General features: G+C 68.7%; 13 protein-coding genes. 6 read left to right on the forward strand and 7 right to left on the reverse strand.

The genetic code is table 11. The features are described from left to right. Positions 1-33 precede the first annotated feature (33 nt). Positions 34-1,449, reverse strand: coding sequence for an amino acid permease (locus tag ACFVJ5_RS09760; RefSeq protein WP_379219488.1), 1,416 nt, complete (start codon positions 1,447-1,449; stop codon positions 34-36). Positions 1,450-1,594: 145 nt separating this feature from the next. Between ACFVJ5_RS09760 and ACFVJ5_RS09765 the strand changes: the two genes are divergently transcribed. Then, positions 1,595-2,587: an LLM class flavin-dependent oxidoreductase gene (locus ACFVJ5_RS09765; RefSeq protein ID WP_379219490.1), complete on the forward strand. Its 993-nt coding sequence runs from the start codon at positions 1,595-1,597 to the stop codon at positions 2,585-2,587. A 13-nt stretch (positions 2,588-2,600) separates the two neighbouring features. Here ACFVJ5_RS09765 and ACFVJ5_RS09770 read toward each other — a convergent pair whose 3' ends face one another. Further along, on the reverse strand, positions 2,601-3,428 hold the full coding sequence (locus ACFVJ5_RS09770; protein WP_379219492.1) for an NADPH-dependent oxidoreductase: 828 nt from the start codon (positions 3,426-3,428) through the stop codon (positions 2,601-2,603). Positions 3,429-3,562: 134 nt separating this feature from the next. Between ACFVJ5_RS09770 and ACFVJ5_RS09775 the strand changes: the two genes are divergently transcribed. Beyond that, positions 3,563-4,141 carry a pyridoxamine 5'-phosphate oxidase family protein gene (locus ACFVJ5_RS09775; protein WP_379219493.1) on the forward strand — a complete coding sequence of 193 codons (579 nt, stop codon included), beginning with the start codon at positions 3,563-3,565 and terminating at the stop codon, positions 4,139-4,141. Between the two features lie 2 nt (positions 4,142-4,143). On the opposite strand, the gene ACFVJ5_RS09780 is transcribed toward ACFVJ5_RS09775, so the two are convergent. Continuing rightward, positions 4,144-5,142: an SMP-30/gluconolactonase/LRE family protein gene (locus ACFVJ5_RS09780; protein WP_379219495.1), complete on the reverse strand. Its 999-nt coding sequence runs from the start codon at positions 5,140-5,142 to the stop codon at positions 4,144-4,146. Positions 5,143-5,270: 128 nt separating this feature from the next. Here ACFVJ5_RS09780 and ACFVJ5_RS09785 point away from each other — a divergent pair, with 128 nt between their 5' ends. After that, positions 5,271-6,017, forward strand: a complete 747-nt coding sequence (locus ACFVJ5_RS09785) for a M50 family metallopeptidase (RefSeq protein WP_379219497.1) — start codon at positions 5,271-5,273, stop codon at positions 6,015-6,017. On the opposite strand, the gene ACFVJ5_RS09790 is transcribed toward ACFVJ5_RS09785, so the two are convergent. Both ACFVJ5_RS09790 and ACFVJ5_RS09795 read right to left on the reverse strand, forming a co-directional pair. Further along, complete coding sequence (locus ACFVJ5_RS09790) at positions 6,008-6,490, reverse strand: gluconokinase (protein WP_379219807.1); 483 nt, start codon at positions 6,488-6,490, stop codon at positions 6,008-6,010. The two genes, ACFVJ5_RS09785 and ACFVJ5_RS09790, sit on opposite strands and share 10 nt — an antisense overlap. A gap of 104 nt (positions 6,491-6,594) precedes the next feature. Further along, a complete protein-coding gene (locus tag ACFVJ5_RS09795) occupies positions 6,595-8,634 on the reverse strand; it encodes a CocE/NonD family hydrolase (RefSeq protein ID WP_379219499.1) in 2,040 nt (679 codons plus the stop codon). Positions 8,635-8,881: 247 nt separating this feature from the next. On the opposite strand from ACFVJ5_RS09795, the gene ACFVJ5_RS09800 reads away from it, so the two are divergent. Next, the gene (locus ACFVJ5_RS09800) at positions 8,882-9,685 is read left to right on the forward strand and encodes a VOC family protein (RefSeq protein WP_379219500.1); all 804 of its coding nucleotides are present in this window, start codon (positions 8,882-8,884) and stop codon (positions 9,683-9,685) included. Between the two features lie 5 nt (positions 9,686-9,690). Here the strand turns inward: ACFVJ5_RS09800 and ACFVJ5_RS09805 are convergent, their stop codons facing one another. Continuing rightward, positions 9,691-11,685, reverse strand: a complete 1,995-nt coding sequence (locus tag ACFVJ5_RS09805) for an alkyl/aryl-sulfatase (protein ID WP_379219808.1) — start codon at positions 11,683-11,685, stop codon at positions 9,691-9,693. 111 nt (positions 11,686-11,796) lie between these two features. Further along, entirely contained in the window at positions 11,797-13,437 is a 1,641-nt protein-coding gene (locus ACFVJ5_RS09810; protein ID WP_379219502.1) for a PucR family transcriptional regulator, read from the reverse strand. A 133-nt stretch (positions 13,438-13,570) separates the two neighbouring features. On the opposite strand from ACFVJ5_RS09810, the gene pruA reads away from it, so the two are divergent. Both pruA and ACFVJ5_RS09820 read left to right on the forward strand, forming a co-directional pair. Beyond that, positions 13,571-15,217 (forward strand): L-glutamate gamma-semialdehyde dehydrogenase, encoded by a 1,647-nt coding sequence (pruA, locus tag ACFVJ5_RS09815; protein WP_379219504.1) that lies wholly within the window; start codon positions 13,571-13,573, stop codon positions 15,215-15,217. Continuing rightward, positions 15,217-16,182, forward strand: coding sequence for a proline dehydrogenase family protein (locus ACFVJ5_RS09820; RefSeq protein WP_379219506.1), 966 nt, complete (start codon positions 15,217-15,219; stop codon positions 16,180-16,182). Before pruA ends, ACFVJ5_RS09820 begins: the two co-directional genes overlap by 1 nt. Positions 16,183-16,234 lie beyond the last annotated feature (52 nt).

Below are 16,234 nucleotides of genomic sequence, written 5' to 3' on the forward strand. Positions count from 1 at the left end.
GTCTCTCTGCCAGCGGCTTTCCAGCAAACGGAGCTATCCGGTGTGCACCGCGTCGCGGCGGCCGAAGGCGTAGTAGCCCGCGCAGACCAGTGCCGCCCAGACCGCACCGACGACCAGCGCGGTGCGCCCACCATCGGTCCACAGCAACAGCACCACGACCAACCCGAGGAAACCCAGTGCGGCCCATGTGGTGACGGGAGCGCCGGGCAGCCGGTAGTCGCTGCCGGGCAGCTCGCCCGCCCGCACCTTGGCGCGATACTTGATGTGGCACACCAGGATCACGCTCCACACGACGATGATCCCGACGGTACTCACCGAGGTGATGTAGGCGAAGGCCTTGTCCGGTGAGATGGCGTTGACGACCACCCCGATGACCATCGCGCCCGCCGAGGCGCAGATGCCGGTGAACGGCACCGACTGCTTGCTCAGGGTCGCGAACTTGGTAGGCGCTTCGTCACGCAACGCCAGACTGCGCAGCATCCGGCCGGTGGAGTAGATGCCCGAATTGCACGACGAGAGTGCTGCGGTGAGCAGCACGAAGTTGATGATCCCCGCCGCGGCGGGGATGCCGATCTGTTCGAAGACCTCGACGAACGGGCTGCGCCCGGCGTGGAAACTGCGCCAGCTCGCCACCGACATGATCACCACGAGCGCACCGACGTAGAACAGACCGATCCGGAACGGCAGGGTGTTGATCGCCTTGCGCAGCGTGGTCTTGGGGTCGCGGGCTTCGCCCGCTGTCACGCCGACCAGTTCGACACCGACGTAGGCGAACACCACGATCTGCAGCACGAGCAGCGTCTGACCGAAACCGTGCGGGAACATGCCTCCGTCGGCCCACAGGTTGGTCACCGTGGGATCGGCGGCGTGGCCGAAGCCGAACACCAGCACGCCGATGCCGATCAAGATCATCGCCAGGATCGCGGTCACCTTGATGGCCGAGAACCAGAACTCGCCCTCGCCGAAGAACCGCACCGAGATCAGGTTCGCGGTGAACAGCACCGCGAGGACGACCAGTGCAGTCACCCACTGCGGGATATCGAACCAGTATTGGACGTAGTGGCCGGCCACGGTGATCTCGGCCATGCAGGTCGACACCCACACCGCCCAGTACGACCAGCCGGTCGCGAACCCGGCGAACCGGCCGAGGAACTCGTGCGCGTATTCGGCGAAACTGCCCGAGACCGGACGGTAGGTCAGCAGCTCACCGAGCGCGCGCATGATGACGAAGATCGCCAGCCCGGCGGCGAGATAGGCCAGGATCAGCGACGGACCCGCCTGCTCGATCGCCGCACCGGACCCGTAGAACAGGCCGGTGCCGATCGCACCGCCGATGGCGATCATCTGGATGGTGCGCGGGTTCAGGCCGCGTTCGTATCCCTCCGATTCGGCCGTAGGGGCGGACGCCACGGGGGCATCGGTGGATAGGCCGGAGCCATCGGCTGACATGGAGCAGTCCTTCCGTCGCGTCGATCAGTCGTGCACGCTACCGCCCCGCAACCGTGGCCGGTGTCACCACCACCGGTGCGCGGAAATACCGGCAGCCCGGCGCGGGTTGGCCTCCATAGGGGTAATACACAACTCGAGGAGGCTAATGAGCGCCGTCACGCTGTCGGTTCTGGATCTGGCACCGGTGCAATCCGATGCGACGGCCGGTGATGCGTTGCACGCGACGACTCGCTTCGCACAGCACGCCGAGGAGCAGGGCTTTCGCCGATTCTGGGTGGCCGAGCACCACAACATGCCCGGCATCGCGAGCGCGGCGCCGGCGGTGGTGCTGGCGCATCTGGCCGCGTCCACCTCGCGGATCAGGGTCGGTTCGGGCGGGGTGATGTTGCCGAATCATCCGCCGCTGGTGGTCGCCGAACAGTTCGGCACACTCGAGTCGCTGCATCCCGGACGGATCGATCTCGGGATCGGCCGCGCACCCGGTACCGATCCGGTCACCGCGCGCGCACTGCGCCGCAGTGCCGAAGGCCTCGGTGGTGACGCGTTCCCGCAGGAACTCACCGCGCTGATCGGCTTCTTCCGTGGCGCCGATCCGCACGGGATCGTGGCAAGCCCCGGCCTCGGCGCGGAACCGCAGGTGTGGCTGCTCGGCTCGAGCGGGTACAGCGCGCAGGTCGCCGCGGTGCTGGGTCTGCCGTTCGCGTTCGCCCATCACATCGCCCCCGACAACACCGTCGCCGCCCTGACGCTCTACCGCGACAACTTCCGGCCGTCACAGACCCTGAGCGAGCCGTACACGATCGTGGCCGCCTCCGCGATCTGCGCCGACACCGACGCCGAGGCCGACCGCCTCGCCGCACCCCGCGATCTCGCCTTCGCCAACCTGCGCTCGGGTCGCCCGCAGGCACTGGCCACCCCGGAGCAGGCCGCGGGCTTCCCCGGCACCGACGCCGAACGCCACTTCGCCGCGCAGCGCCGGGCCGCGCAGTTGCAGGGCTCGCCGGAGACGGTCCGGGCCCAAGCCGCGCAACTGCTCGACGCCACCTCCCCCGACGAGCTCATGCTCAACACCCTCGTCTACGACCTCGACGCCCGCATCCGCTCGCTCGACCTGACCAAGAAGGCGATCGACGGCTGAGCGGCCCGCTCGCTCAGTGCAGTCGGAATCCCCTGGCAGCCAGGGACTCCCGCAACCGGTGGCGGCCGTTCAGGGAGGCCGCCGATGCCAGCCGGGCCAGGGTGCGCTCGGTCCACGAGAACGGCAGGCCCTGATCGGTGTAGATCTCGCCGATCCGCTGTTCGTACTCGGCGACCGGCTCGCGCTGGACGGGCAGGTCGTAGGTCTCGTGATGCAGCACCGCCGCCTGCGGTAGCCGCGGCTTGACCCTGGTGCCCTCGGCCGGGTCCGGGTGGCCGACGACCAGACCGAAGACCGCGAAGACGTGATCGGGCAGATTCAGCTCGGCCGCAACCGCTTCCGGGTCGTTGCGCAGCGCGCCGATGTAGACGGTGCCCAAGCCGAGGGATTCGGCCGCTACCACCGCGTTCTGTGCCGCGAGCGCGGCGTCGACGAAGCCGACATAGCTGGATTCGAGATAGTCGGCGCCCTCCAGCGGTGCGCCGTGATCGTCGGCGAGCTGACGCAACCGGGCGAAGTCGGCCGTCCAGACCAGCAGCACCGGCGCCTGCTCGATATGCGCCTGACCGCCCGCGATCGCGGCCAACCTGGCCCGGCGCGCCGGATCACGGACCTCGATGACGCTCCACACCTGCAGGTTCGACGAGGTCGCCGCCGACTGCGCGGCCGACACCAGCAGCCGAATCGTGTCCGGCGATACGGGATCCGGGAGATAGCGGCGCACCGACTTGTGCGCGTGCAGCACCTCGAGCACCGGATTCCACTGGGCCGGAATCTCGGTGGCCGGGTCCGCGTAACGCTGCTGTACGGGGTGGGCGGGGCTCGGGGCGGTCTGCGTCATAGGGATATCGTCGGCCAACGCGGCGCGGCCGTCTGCGGTAACCCTCACCGTGAACCGAACGGCGGCCCCGGCCCGGCCGGTCGATACAGTGGACGCGGGGAGCCCACCGACTGGTGGGACGAAGAGAGTGCGTCATGGGCAAGGTGTTCGATCGGATCGACGACAAGTTGCGGGCATTCATCACCGAACAGCCGATGTTCTTCATCGGCACCGCGCCGTCCGTCGGCGGCCACGTGAATGTCTCCCCCAAGGGCTACCGCGACACCTTCGCCGTGCTCGACGACCACACTGTCGCCTATCTCGATCTGTTCGGCAGCGGCTCGGAAACGATCGCCCATCTGCGCGACAACGGCCGGATCACCGTGATGTTCTGCTCGTTCACCCGCACCACCCGCATCCTGCGACTCTTCGGCGCAGGCCGGGTGGTTCGCCCCGACTCCGACGAATTCGACAGGCTGCGTGAACATTTCGGCACCGGTCACACCGGCATCCGTTCGGTGGTGGTGATCGCGGTCGACCGGATCGCCGACTCGTGCGGCTGGTCGGTGCCGAAACTCGAGCTCGTCGAGGAACGCTCGATCCTCGACGAGGCCCATACCCGCCGCACCGACGCCGACTTCGCCCGCCGTATCGCCGGAGACAACTCCACCAGCATCGACGGGCTGCCCGCGCTGGAACCGGACCATCCGGTGCCGTCCACCGTGCGGCGCTGAGGTCAGCTCGCCGGTACCGAGGTGACCGCGATCGCCGGCTCGGACAGGCTGCCGAGGTAGAGGGTGCCGTTGTGTTCGGCCACGGCGGTGACCAGCGCGTAGTCGGCGCCGTCGCGTTGCAGGTCGTGCACGAGGGTGCCGTCGAAATCGAACGCGAGCACCCAGACCGAACGGACGGGCGCGGGCGTCAGGCGATCCGGTAGCGCGTCGACCAGTCGTCGCAGGATCCCAGGGAGCGGGAAGAGCCTGTCCAGCAATGGGTTACGCGGGGAGACGATACCGACCCAGACCAGCCCGTCGCTGCCGACCAGCATGTTGTCGGGTGAACCGGGCAGGTTCTCGGCGACGTAGTCGGTGGTGCCCGCGCGCGGACCGGTCAGCCAGTAGCGCGTGATCCGGTAGGCGCCGGTCTCGGCAACCAGCAGAAAGGATCGGTCGGGCGCCAGTACCACGCCGTTGGCGAACTGGAGACCGTCGACGAGCACTTCCAGGTGTCCGTCCGGATCGCGGCGGACCAGCTGTCCGCTGCCGGAATGTTCCAGAATGTCGGTCATCCACTGCTCGAACGGCCACCGCCGCGACGAGATCGAGAAGTAGATCGTGCCGTCGTCGTCGCGAATCACGTTGCTGGGAAACGCGATCGGGGCACCGTCGAGTTCCCCGACGACCACCTCCAGTTCCGCGCCCGCTTCGGCCAGCCGGAGGACGCCTCGACCCGCGACACAGATCAGCAGCGCGCCGTCGGCCTCGACGTGCATGCCCAGTGGCCTGCCACCGGCGTCGGCGATCCGCTCGACCTCACCGCTCGCCGGATCGACGCGCCAGATCGCGCCGTCGTCGGTCCCGGTGACGATCCGGCCGTCGGGCAGCACCACGACATCCTCCGGGCCGTTGCCCGGCAGCGGCAACAGACGGGTCGGCGGCATCGGCGGATCGCTGCGGGTCTGCCGCGCACGAGCGGTGGGGCGTGGCGGAGTCCAGCGGTGAGGGAGCATCGGCATGCCCATTGCTACCACGATGCGCGTCGCCACGGGCTCGGTGGCGGAATGGACGGCACCGCAGGCAGTTCTGTGGCAGTCCGGTTCCACGGTCGGCGGCGCACGAGCCCGCGGACGGTTAAAGTGCGGCGGTGAACACCGGATCTGCCAGCTCGCTGCTCGATCGTCTCCTCGCCCCTCAGCCCGCGCCCGCCTGGTGGTTGGTGCTCGCCACCGCCGCGGTGGCGTTGATTCTGGTCGGCTACCGACCGCTGTGGCGGCTGACCCGCGCCGCGGTGACCGTGGCGCACGAGGGCGGGCACGCGGTGGTCGCGCTGCTCACCGGGCGCAGGCTGCACGCGATCACGCTGCACACCGACACGTCGGGGCTGACCGTGTCGAGCGGCAAACCGAGTGGTCCCGGCATGATTCTCACCGCGGCCGCCGGATATCCGGCGCCGGCGCTGCTCGGGCTCGGCTACGCGGCGCTGCTCGGGACGGGCCGGGTCACGGTGATGCTGTGGGCGACGCTGGTGATGCTGGCGGCGGTGCTGATCAAGATCCGCAATGTGTACGGGCTGCTCACCGTGTTCGTGCTCGGTGCGCTGGTGTTCGGGGTGTCGTGGTTCGGCAGCGATCTGCTGCAGGCCGCGTTCGCGTATCTCGCGGCGTGGTTCCTGCTGGCCGCCGGGGTGCGGCCCGTCTTCGAACTGCAGCGCAGCCGACGCAGGCAACCCGGGCGTACGGACTCCGATGCGGACCAGTTGGCCCGGTTGACACATCTGCCCGCGGTGCTGTGGGTGTTGTTCTTCAGCGCTGTCTGCCTGGCGGCACTGGTCGTGGGCGCGATGCTGATGCTGGCCCCGGTCGAAGAGCTGCATCCGCTGCTTCAGCGGTGATCGGCGATCCAGTAGTCGACGGCCTCGGTGACGAGCGCACTCGGCGGCTGCAGCGCGTTGAGGGTGATCCCCGCTTCGTCGGGTTGCAGCGGTTCGAGGGTGTCGAGCTGGGAGTCCAGCAGGATCGTCGGCATGAAGTGACCGAGTCGGCCGGTCATCCGGCGTAGCAGTTCCTCGCGGGTGGCGGCCAGATGGACGAAGTAGGTCTGCGGCGCCTTCTCGCGCAGGCGGTCGCGATAGGCCCGCCGCAACGCCGAGCAGGTCGCGACCCCGCCGGTCGCCTGGTGCTCGGCGAGCCAGTCCGCGACAGTGTCGAGCCAGGGCAGCCGGTCGGCGTCGGTGAGCGGGATACCCGAGGCCATCTTCTCGATGTTGGCCGCCGGATGGAAGTCGTCACCTTCGGCGTACGGGACTTCGAGCCGGTCGGCGGTCAGCGCGCCGACGGTCGTCTTCCCGCACCCCGACACCCCCATCACCACGATGACAGGTTCGACCACAGCGACCTCCTCGTCTCCACAGCACGCCCACGCATCCTGCCCGACCGAGGGTAGTGGGGCGAGGACTCCCCCAGCGTCGATCAGGGAATCGGCCGGTCGGTGGGCAGGTTGACGAAGCTCGGCGCCGCGGGGTCGAGACGAACGTGCTGGGGCTCGAGACCGCTGGCGTTCAGCATCGGCCGGAACGGCAATGCCTTGGGCGCGTTGCCCGCGAAGACGTCGATGCGCAGCCGATGCCCCGCCGCCAGCACCGCCTGAGTCGGGATGACGGCCACATCGATATCGGTGGGTGCGCCGGGAACCACCGGAAGCAGCCGGTCGACGGTGAGTGGGTTGAACGGCGCGGTGAAGTCGCCGTTGATCGAGCGCGCGCTGCGACGTTCGTCGACGGCCCGCATCGACGAGGTGAGCTGGCCGGTGGTCAGCACCGTCGAGGTCCCGTCGGGTGCCACGTCGTTGACGGTGACGTTCCAGAATCCGTCGGTGGCATCGTGGATCGTGTTGAGCCGCACATTGATCGGGCCCGAGATCACCGTCTGTTCGGTCAGCGGGGCGCTGGTGAAGGTGAGTCCGTTGCGTTCGGCGATGCGGGAGTCCTTCGCGCAGGTGTCGAACGCGGCCGTCATGCCCGCCGAGCCCTGCGCCGCGTCGCGCGAGCAGACCTGATTCAAACCCGGTGCGACGGTCAGTGTTTCGGTTGCCGACGGTCCCGTGGCGCTGAGCGACCCGTCGTGCAGACTGTCCTCGGTACTGCCGCTGGGCGCGGCGGAGAGGTAGACGCGGCGATGCGTGACACCGGGCTGCGGGAACTCTCGCAGCGTCACCCAGCTGCCACCTTGCTGTTTCACCGTGACCGGCCCGAATCCCTCGACACCGCTGTCGATGTCCTTGAGCCATTTGTCGAACCAGGCCCGTTGCAGAACGTCCAGGCGCGGGGGCGCGCCGGGAACACCGGTACCCGCACCGGGATTGGCGTGATAGGTGTCGCCGACGACGAGTTGCTTGCGCCCGGCGGGCAGCGGGATCTGTTCGTAGAGCTTGGTCGCGCTGTTGGCGAAGATGTCGTGCCAGCCGCCGTAGACGAAGGTGGGCACCGTGACGTTCTCCGGGTGGCCCATGATCGCCTCGCGGAACGCCGAGGTGTCATCGAGCGCGCCGTCGAGCGCGGGCGGCATATTCGACAACGACGGGGTGAGCAGCGACTGGGCGAGCAGGTCGAAGTTGGTGGTCGGGTCGGCGAGGCGATCGTTGAACCAGGTCCAGTCGAAACTGCCGTCGACCATCGAGGCCACGTCGGGGACGAGTTTGAGCTGGTTGACCGAGTTCAGCCACAGCGGCAGGAAGGTGGTGCCGACGCCGCCACCGGGGGCGACCACGTCCCGCATGAGGTCGCTGCCGGGCTCGACCGGGAAGATCGCCTGCAACGCGGGCGGGGCGTTCTCGGCGGCCCGCAGCTGGTTGATCCCGGAGTAGGAGCCGCCGCTCATCCCGATGCGCCCGTTCGACCACGGCTGCGTGGCCGCCCAGTCGATCACCTCGCGGGTGTCGAGCTGTTCGCGCACACCGAGGGTGTCCCATTTGCCCTGCGACAGACCGGTTCCGCGCACATCGGCCACGACGACGGTATAGCCGGCGCGGACGAGTTTGCGGTCGACGCCGAGCATGGTCTGGATCATGCCGCCGTCCAGTGCCTGCATGAGGTCGCCGAAACCGCTGATCGGGGTGGTGGACAGGTTCAGCCTGCGCACGATGTCGACGGCGGTGGACTGCAGGCCCGGGATCGCGGCGGCCGATTCGATCAGCCCCGTCATGAGTTTGGAATACGGGGTCAGGCTGACGATCACCGGAAGCGGCTTCTGCTCGATCACGCCCGCGGCGTCGGCCGGGCGGTAGACGTCGGCTTTGAGCACCACGCCGTCGCTCATCGCGATCTGGACGCCGCGCTCCACCCGCACCTCGGGGTAGGCGCCCGGGCCGTCGTGCTCGGCGGTCCACCGCGCGGTCGGCACGTCCGGCGGCTGTCCACCGGCGGGACCACCGCCGCAGCCGAGCACGACGACCACCGCGAGGATCGTCACCAGAATCCGGACGAACCCGCGTTCCGAACCTCTACCCACCATGAATCGCTCCCGACCGGTTCGTTTCCGACGTTGACCAAGCCACCGCACGATCGGCGCGGAAACTGTAACAGGGGTAACGAGTTTGCCGGGTGAGCGTCGGCCCGCTCGGACTGTCGCTGTGAACACACGTTGTTCCAGTTCAGCGCGGTTTCGGGCTCCGCGTTCTTGTCGGTGGCTGGTGGTTGACTGGCCCATGCCGGTGCGGTTGGGACCGGCCTTCATCCATCGTCGAGGAGGACGTTCGACAATGCCGACACGCGACCACGCTTGGCCGCAGGGAACTCCCTGCTGGATCGACTGTCAGGTGGACGACACCACCGCCGCCCGCGACTTCTACCGCACACTGTTCGGCTGGGAGGTCCAGGACGGTCCCGCCGAAGCCGGCGGCTATCTCATGGCCACACTCGAAGGCCGACCGGCGGCGGGCATCGGCCCGAAACCCGAGGGCATGGGCGAGATGCCGTCCGTATGGACCACCTACTTCGCGGCCGAACGCGCCGACGAGATCGCCGAACGGGTGAGCAAATCGGGCGGACAGGTGTTCATGCCGCCGTTCGATGTTCTCGACGTGGGGCGGATGTTCATCGCCGCCGACCCGGCAGGCGGGGTCTTCGGCGTATGGGAAGCCAAGGCCCACCACGGTGCCGGCGTGTTCAACCAGCACGGCGCCTACTGCTGGAACGAACTGCACACCCCCGCCTACGACCAGGCACACGAGTTCTACAACACGGTATTCGGCTGGCAGTACAACGAAATCGGTGACGGCGATTCCTTCACCTACTCCACCTTCGCGCTGCCCGGTGACAGCCACGAGATCGGCGGCATGATGGACGCCTCAGCGCTGAGCACCCCGCCCTACTGGCTCACCTGGATCCAGGTCGACGACGCCGACGGCTCGCTGGCCAAGGCCACCGAATTGGGAGCTTCGGTGATCATGGGCCCCGACGACAGCCCGTTCGGCCGGATGGGCATTCTGCAGGCGCCCCAGGGCGAGGTGTTCGGCGTGATCGATCCGGCCAAGGCGGTCGGCGAGGTGCCCACCGGTTCCTGAGGGCGTCACGGGGTGACGATGGCGAAGTTCGGGTCCGGCTTGTCGATCAGGCCGGGCAGCTTCGCCAGTGCGGTGACATCGCCGTCGACGGCGATGTCACCGCCGGCGACGCCCTTACGCAGGTCGGCGCCACCGACCAGGGTGGCGATCAGGGTCTGACGGGTGAGGGTGATCGTCGCGTCGGGCGCGGGCAGCGCGTCACCGGGGAATCGGTCGTAGTGCACGAGCACGCCGTTGCGCAGTTCGACGCGGTGGACGCGGTTGTCCTCGTTGCTGATCCGCCAGTCGGTGCTCATCCGGACATCCCAGGCTTTCGGACCGTCGATCCGCAGCGACACCGCGTCGAACACCTGCTCCACGCTCAGCGCGGCGGCCATCGCCGCGGAGTTGGCCGTGGTCGGCGTACCGAAGGAACCGTTGCGCAGTTCGTGGGCGCCACTGAGATAGAAGTTGCGCCAGGTGGCGTTCTCCGCGCCATAGGCGAGTTGTTCGAAGGCACTGGCCTGCAAGTCTTTTGCCGTCTTGTTGGTGGGGTCGGCGAAGATCACGTAGTTCACCACTTGGACGACCCAGCGGTAGTCGGCGGCGTCGTAGGCCTTCTGCGCCGTGCGCAGGGCCGCGTCGGCGCCGCCCATCGCGTCGACGTGGCGGCGCGCGTTCTCCACCGGCGGGTGTTCCCACAGGTGGGCCGGGTTGCCGTCGAACCAGCCCATGTACCGCTGATACACGGCCTTGACGTTGTGGCTCACCGAGCCGTAGTAGCCGTGGGTGGACCACGACGTGGTCAGCGCAGGCGGCATCCGCAGCATTTCGGCGATCTCGGCGCCGACATAGCCCTGGTTCAGCAGTCGCAGCGTCTGATCGTTGAGGTAGCCGTACATGTCGCGCTGCAGCGACAGGAACTCCACGATCCGATCGGTACCCCAGATGGGCCAGTGGTGCGAGGAGAACACCAGATCCGACCGGCGACCGTAGCGGTTGATCGAATCGGTGAGGTATTTCGACCAGACATGCGGGTCGCGCACCAGCGCGCCGCGCAGGGTGACGATGTTGTGCATGGTGTGGGTGGCGTTCTCGGCCATGCACAGGATGCGGCGATCGGGGAAGTAGAAGTTCATCTCCGACGGCGCCTCGGTGCCCGGCGTCAGCTGGAAGACCATCCGCACGCCGTCGACCGTCTCTTCCTGGTCGGTGCGGGTGACATGCACGGTGGGCGGGATCAGGCTGATCGTGCCCACCGAATTGGTCTGTCCGAGACCGGCTCCCACCTGCCCTTTCGGGCCGCGAGGCAGGGCGGCGCCGTACATGTAGGCGGCGCGGCGGGCCATCGCCGTACCCGTGTAGATGTTCTCGGCGACGGCGTGCTCCACGAAACCCGACGGCGCGATCACCGGGCAGCGACCGGCGGCGACGTCCTGCGGGGTGATGACGCCGTAGCTGCCGCCGAAGTGGTCGACATGGGAGTGGGAGTAGATCAGGCCGGTGACCGGCCGGTCACCGCGATGCTTGCGATAGAGCGCGAGCCCGGCCGCCGCGGTCTCCGCCGAGACCAGCGGATCGATGACGACCACGCCGGTATCGCCTTCGATCAACGTCATGTTCGACAGGTCGAGGCCACGGATCTGGTAGAAACCCGGCGCGATCTCGTAGAGGCCCTGCTTGACGGTGAGCTGGGACTGCCGCCACAGGCTCGGGTTCACCGATTGCGGGCAGGACCCGGCGAGGAAGTCGTAGGAGTCGGTGTCCCACACCACTTTCCCCGACGGATCGGTCACCCGGCCCGGTTCGAGGGAGGCGATCCAGCCGCGATCGGCGTCGGCGAAGTCGGCGGTATCGCCGAAGGGCAAGGTGTCGCCCAGCGCGCGGTTGGCATCCAGGATGGCCTCGGTCGGCTCGGTCTGGGTGCTCGACGGGGTGACTCCGGCCGGTCGGTCACCACATCCGGTGACGGTCGCGCCGACCGCCACCGCCGCGGCAGCGCCGACTCCGACACCCAGCATTCCGCGCCGTGACAGCTCGCCCCGACCCGTGTGTGCACTGCTCACCGTTACTCCTTCGTTCCACGACCGTCCGACCCGGATGACTATTGCAGACTAACTGCAATATCTGTGTTACTTCTGAGCAATCGCCGTTCCGGGCAGCGCGGCCAGCTGAATGTCGAGCAGCAACCGGTCCTCGGGGTCGGTCAGGTCGATGCCGAGGACGGCCTCCACCCGCCGCAGCCGGTAGCGCAGCGTGTTCGGATGCACGCGCAGCGCGGCCGCGGCGGCGCGCACCTCACCGTGCGCGCGCAGATAGGCCAGAGCCGATACACGCAGGTCAGCGGCGTGGGTTCGGTCGTAGGCGTCGAGGTCGGCCAGGCGCGGATCGTGCAGGCGCGGGCGCTCGCGGATCAGCTCCATGATCTCGGCCAGCAGCACCGCGGTCCTGGCATCGGCCAGCGTGGCGACCCGGCTGCCCGTGGGGTCGGCGACCGGGCTGTCCAGCACCCGGTCGACCTCGGCGCGCGCACCCGCGACCGCGGTGAGCCCCGCGACCGGTGCGGCGATCGCGGCCCGCACCACCAGTTCGCGCGTCTGCTCGAGCTGGGTCACCAGCTTGCGCACCCACGAGCCGACGCTGCGCTCGGAATGGTAGGCGGGCAACAGGACATAGACCCGCTCGCCGATCGACTCGGTCACCGAATCGTCGCGGAAAGCGCTGGCGTGCAACCGGATCAAGCCACTCGACGCGGCCAGTCCCGCGGCGGGGCCGATCGGCGCGAAGCCGATCACCGCGGCGGGACCGGTCGTCGGCAGGTTCAGCGCGGCGGCTACCGAGGGCACGTCGACGCCGTCGCCGTGCGCGCCGAACAGCCGGCGGACGAGCAATGCCTCGGTCGACGGTGCGTCCAGCCGCCGCGCGATGATCCTGGCCGCCACCGCCGACGCGCCGCGCAACACCTGCGCCGCGTCGGGTCGCAGCGGCCCCGCACCCTGCTGCAACCAGATGGTCCCGAGCATTCTGGACTGTGCCCCGCCGGCGCCACGCCGGATGCCGACGACGAGTCTGCGGCGGATATCGAGCTCGGGATGTTCGGGCACGTCGACGACCTCGTCACCGCGGCGCACCCGGTCGAACACGCCCCATTCCCGCAGGATCCGCAGGTAGTCGCTCGGACCTTCCCTGCCGAGGATGGACTGGATACGCAGCCGGTCGGCCGAGGCGTCCGAGGCCGAGTAGGCCAGGACGTGCGATTGAGGGTCCTCGATCGAGACCATGCCGCCGGTCTCTCTGGCCAGCACCTGGGCCAGCCCGAACAGGTCGGTGTCGGGGGCGAGCAGGTCGTGCTCGTCGGATGCGGCGCGCTGACCGGGTGAACGGGCCAGCATCCGCCGGATCAGGGAGAACACCTGGTCCCAACGCGCCTGCCGGTGCACGTGCACCAGCGCGACGCCCGCGGTGTGGGCGGCGGCGCGTACCCCGGGTGAGTCGTTGGCGCTCTTGGTCATGAGCACGCGCGGGCGCTGCGCGGGGTCGCGGTCGCCGACGTCGCGCAACCAGCGCTCGGTCGCGTCGGCGTCGACGCCGACCAGCAAGTACGACTCGGGCAGCGCGCCCTCGGCATCGAGGTGTTCGGGCAGGTCAGCAGGCTCGGCCAACGCGACCGTTCGCACCGCGATGTCCTCGCCCGCGGGCGCGTCGACGAGCGTCGCGACGGTGCGGTCGAGCGCGGCGAGCAGCTCGCGCAGCGTGGTGGACCCGTCGGACATCGGGCACCCTCCGGTTTGGTCGATCGGACAAAGACTGTCTCGGATATTCATCCGATCAGATGATTATGACCGCTGCCGATCGGTGTTGACTACGTCACATCCCGCTATCCCTCACGACGCAGGAGCCGCACTCATGGACGCCATCGCGACCACCCCGCCGCCGGTCAACGAACCTGTCGGCACCTTCGCTCCGGGCAGCCCGGAACGCAGCCGCCTCCAGACCGCGCTCGCCGAGTTGTCCGCCTCCCCCACCGAGATCAGCCACGTGATCGGCGGTCGCCATCTGCCCGGCGACGGTCCTTCCTTCGACGTGGTCCAACCGCATCGTCACGCCGCTGTCCTCGGCACCCTGCGCGACGCGAGCACCGCCGAAACCGCCGCCGCGGTCGAGGCCGCCTGTGCCGCGGCGCCCGCCTGGCAGGCGATGCCGTTCGACGACCGAGCCGCGATCTTCCTGCGTGCCGCCGACCTGCTCTCCGGGCCGTGGCGGGAGAAGATCGCGGCCGCGACGATGCTCGGGCAGTCCAAGTCCGCCTATCAGGCCGAGATCGACGCGCCGTGCGAGCTGATCGACTTCTGGCGATTCAATGTCTCCTTCGCCCGCGAGATCCTCGCCGGGCAGCCGATCTCCTCGCCGGGGGTGTGGAATCGGATGCAGTACCGCTCGCTCGAGGGGTTCGTCTACGCGGTGACACCGTTCAACTTCAGCGCGATCGCGGGCAATCTCCCCACCGCGCCCGCGCTGATGGGTAACACCGTGGTGTGGAAGCCGGCCAGGAGCCAGTCCGTGGCGGCCTATCTGACGATGCGACTGCTCGAGGCGGCCGGGCTGCCGCCCGGGGTGATCAACCTGGTCAACGGGCCGGGTCCGGTGATCTCCGATGTCGTGCTGGCCGACCCCCGCCTGGCCGGCGTGCACTTCACCGGGTCGACGGCCACCTTCCAGCACCTGTGGCGCGAGGTCGCGCAGCGTTTGGACGGCTACCGCACCTATCCACGACTGGTCGGCGAGACCGGCGGCAAGGACTTCGTGCTCGCGCACCCGTCGGCCGATCCGGCGGTGCTCACCACCGCGCTGGTGCGCGGCGCGTTCGACTATCAGGGCCAGAAGTGTTCGGCCGCCTCGCGAGCGTTCATCCCGCGTTCGGTGTGGGCGACGATGTCGGAGGACCTGATCGAACGGACATCGAACCTGCGCTATGGCGACGTCACCGATTTCAGCAATTTCGGCGGGGCGCTGATCGATAGACGCGCCTTCGACCGCAACACCGCCGCGCTCGAGCGCGCCAAGGCCACACCGGGCCTGACCGTGGTGGCGGGCGGACACAGCGATGACAGTGTCGGCTGGTTCATCGACCCGACCATCGTGGTCGGTGACGATCCGACCGACGAGGTCTTCGGCACCGAGTACTTCGGCCCGATCCTGGCGGTGCACGTCTACGACGACAGCACCCCGACCGCCTTCGCCGACGCGATGGACCTCGTCGACAGCGGCAGCCTGTACGGGCTCACCGGCTCGGTCATCGCACAGGACCGCACCGCGATCACCGAGGCGACCGACCGGCTCACCTTCGCCGCGGGCAACTTCTACATCAACGACAAACCGTCCGGCGCGATCGTGGGCCAGCAGCCCTTCGGCGGTGGACGCGCGTCCGGCACCAACGACAAGGCCGGTTCCCAGCAGAATCTGCTGCGCTGGACCTCCGCGCGCACGATCAAGGAAACCTTCGTTCCGCCCACCGAACATCGCTACCCCCACCAGGCACCGGAGGTCGACTGATGTCTGTTCTGCTGCGTTCGACCATGCTCGCCGCCGCGCGTTCACCCCGACTCGAGCGCACCATCACCCGACTGCCGGTCAGCCGGGCGGTGGTGGCCCGCTTCGTCGCGGGCGCCAGCACCGAGCAGGCGGTGCGGGCCGCCGAATCACTGTTGCGCTCAGGACGTTTCGTCAGCATCGACTACCTGGGTGAGGACACCACCGATCCGGCAGGCGCCGAGGCGACCGTCGTGCAGTACCTCACCTTGATCGCCGCGCTCGGCGCCCTCCCCCAGTCCGAGGTGGCAACGGGAGCTGTTCGGCCACTGGAGGTTTCGGTGAAACTGTCCGCGCTCGGCCAGGCCCTGCCCATCGACGGGCACGCCATCGCCCGCGAGCACGCCCGCCAGATCTGTGCCGCCGCCGAAGCCGCCGGGATCTGGGTCACCGTCGACGCCGAAGACCACACCAGCACCGATTCGACGCTGTCGATCGTGCGTGAACTCCGCGCGGACTACCCGTGGCTGGGCACGGTGTTGCAGGCGTATCTGCGCCGCACCGAGGACGACTGCCGGGCGATGGCGGGACCGGGTTCGCGAATCCGGCTGTGCAAGGGCGCCTATGACGAACCCGAGTCGGTCGCCTTCCGCGACAAGGCCGAGGTCGACGCGTCCTACATGCGGTGCCTCGGCATCCTCACCGCGGGCGCGGGCTATCCGATGATCGCCTCGCACGACCCGGCGGTGATCACCGCGGCCGGGGTGGGCGTGCAGTCGGCACAGCGCAAGACCGAGGAGTACGAGTACCAGATGCTGTACGGCATTCGCGCCGAGGAACAGCAGCGACTCGCCGCCGCGGGCAACCATGTTCGCGTGTACGTCCCCTACGGTGACCAGTGGTACGGGTACTTCATGCGCAGGCTTGCCGAAAGGCCCGCCAACCTCGGGTTCTTCCTGCGCGCACTGGTCGGCGCGCGCGGAAGATGACCGGCTTTGTCGAACGATCATCGCCGCTGAACATTATTCACTCTCGACGCCC

Source organism: Nocardia sp. NPDC127606, from assembly GCF_042671725.1.
In the GTDB taxonomy this organism is placed as follows: Bacteria; Actinomycetota; Actinomycetes; order Mycobacteriales; family Mycobacteriaceae; genus Nocardia.

Bases quoted from the DNA above. Each gene is read 5' to 3' on its own strand.
- ACFVJ5_RS09820 (WP_379219506.1), top strand. From the start codon at position 15,217: ATGTCTGTTCTGCTGCGTTCGACCATGCTCGCCGCCGCGCGTTCACCC.
- ACFVJ5_RS09805 (WP_379219808.1), bottom strand. From the start codon at position 11,685: ATGCTGGGTGTCGGAGTCGGCGCTGCCGCGGCGGTGGCGGTCGGCGCG.
- ACFVJ5_RS09760 (WP_379219488.1), bottom strand. From the start codon at position 1,449: ATGTCAGCCGATGGCTCCGGCCTATCCACCGATGCCCCCGTGGCGTCC.
- ACFVJ5_RS09810 (WP_379219502.1), bottom strand. From the start codon at position 13,437: ATGTCCGACGGGTCCACCACGCTGCGCGAGCTGCTCGCCGCGCTCGAC.
- ACFVJ5_RS09770 (WP_379219492.1), bottom strand. From the start codon at position 3,428: ATGACGCAGACCGCCCCGAGCCCCGCCCACCCCGTACAGCAGCGTTAC.
- ACFVJ5_RS09795 (WP_379219499.1), bottom strand. From the start codon at position 8,634: ATGGTGGGTAGAGGTTCGGAACGCGGGTTCGTCCGGATTCTGGTGACG.
- ACFVJ5_RS09775 (WP_379219493.1), top strand. From the start codon at position 3,563: ATGGGCAAGGTGTTCGATCGGATCGACGACAAGTTGCGGGCATTCATC.
- ACFVJ5_RS09765 (WP_379219490.1), top strand. From the start codon at position 1,595: ATGAGCGCCGTCACGCTGTCGGTTCTGGATCTGGCACCGGTGCAATCC.
- ACFVJ5_RS09800 (WP_379219500.1), top strand. From the start codon at position 8,882: ATGCCGACACGCGACCACGCTTGGCCGCAGGGAACTCCCTGCTGGATC.
- pruA (WP_379219504.1), top strand. From the start codon at position 13,571: ATGGACGCCATCGCGACCACCCCGCCGCCGGTCAACGAACCTGTCGGC.
- ACFVJ5_RS09790 (WP_379219807.1), bottom strand. From the start codon at position 6,490: ATGGGGGTGTCGGGGTGCGGGAAGACGACCGTCGGCGCGCTGACCGCC.
- ACFVJ5_RS09780 (WP_379219495.1), bottom strand. From the start codon at position 5,142: ATGCCGATGCTCCCTCACCGCTGGACTCCGCCACGCCCCACCGCTCGT.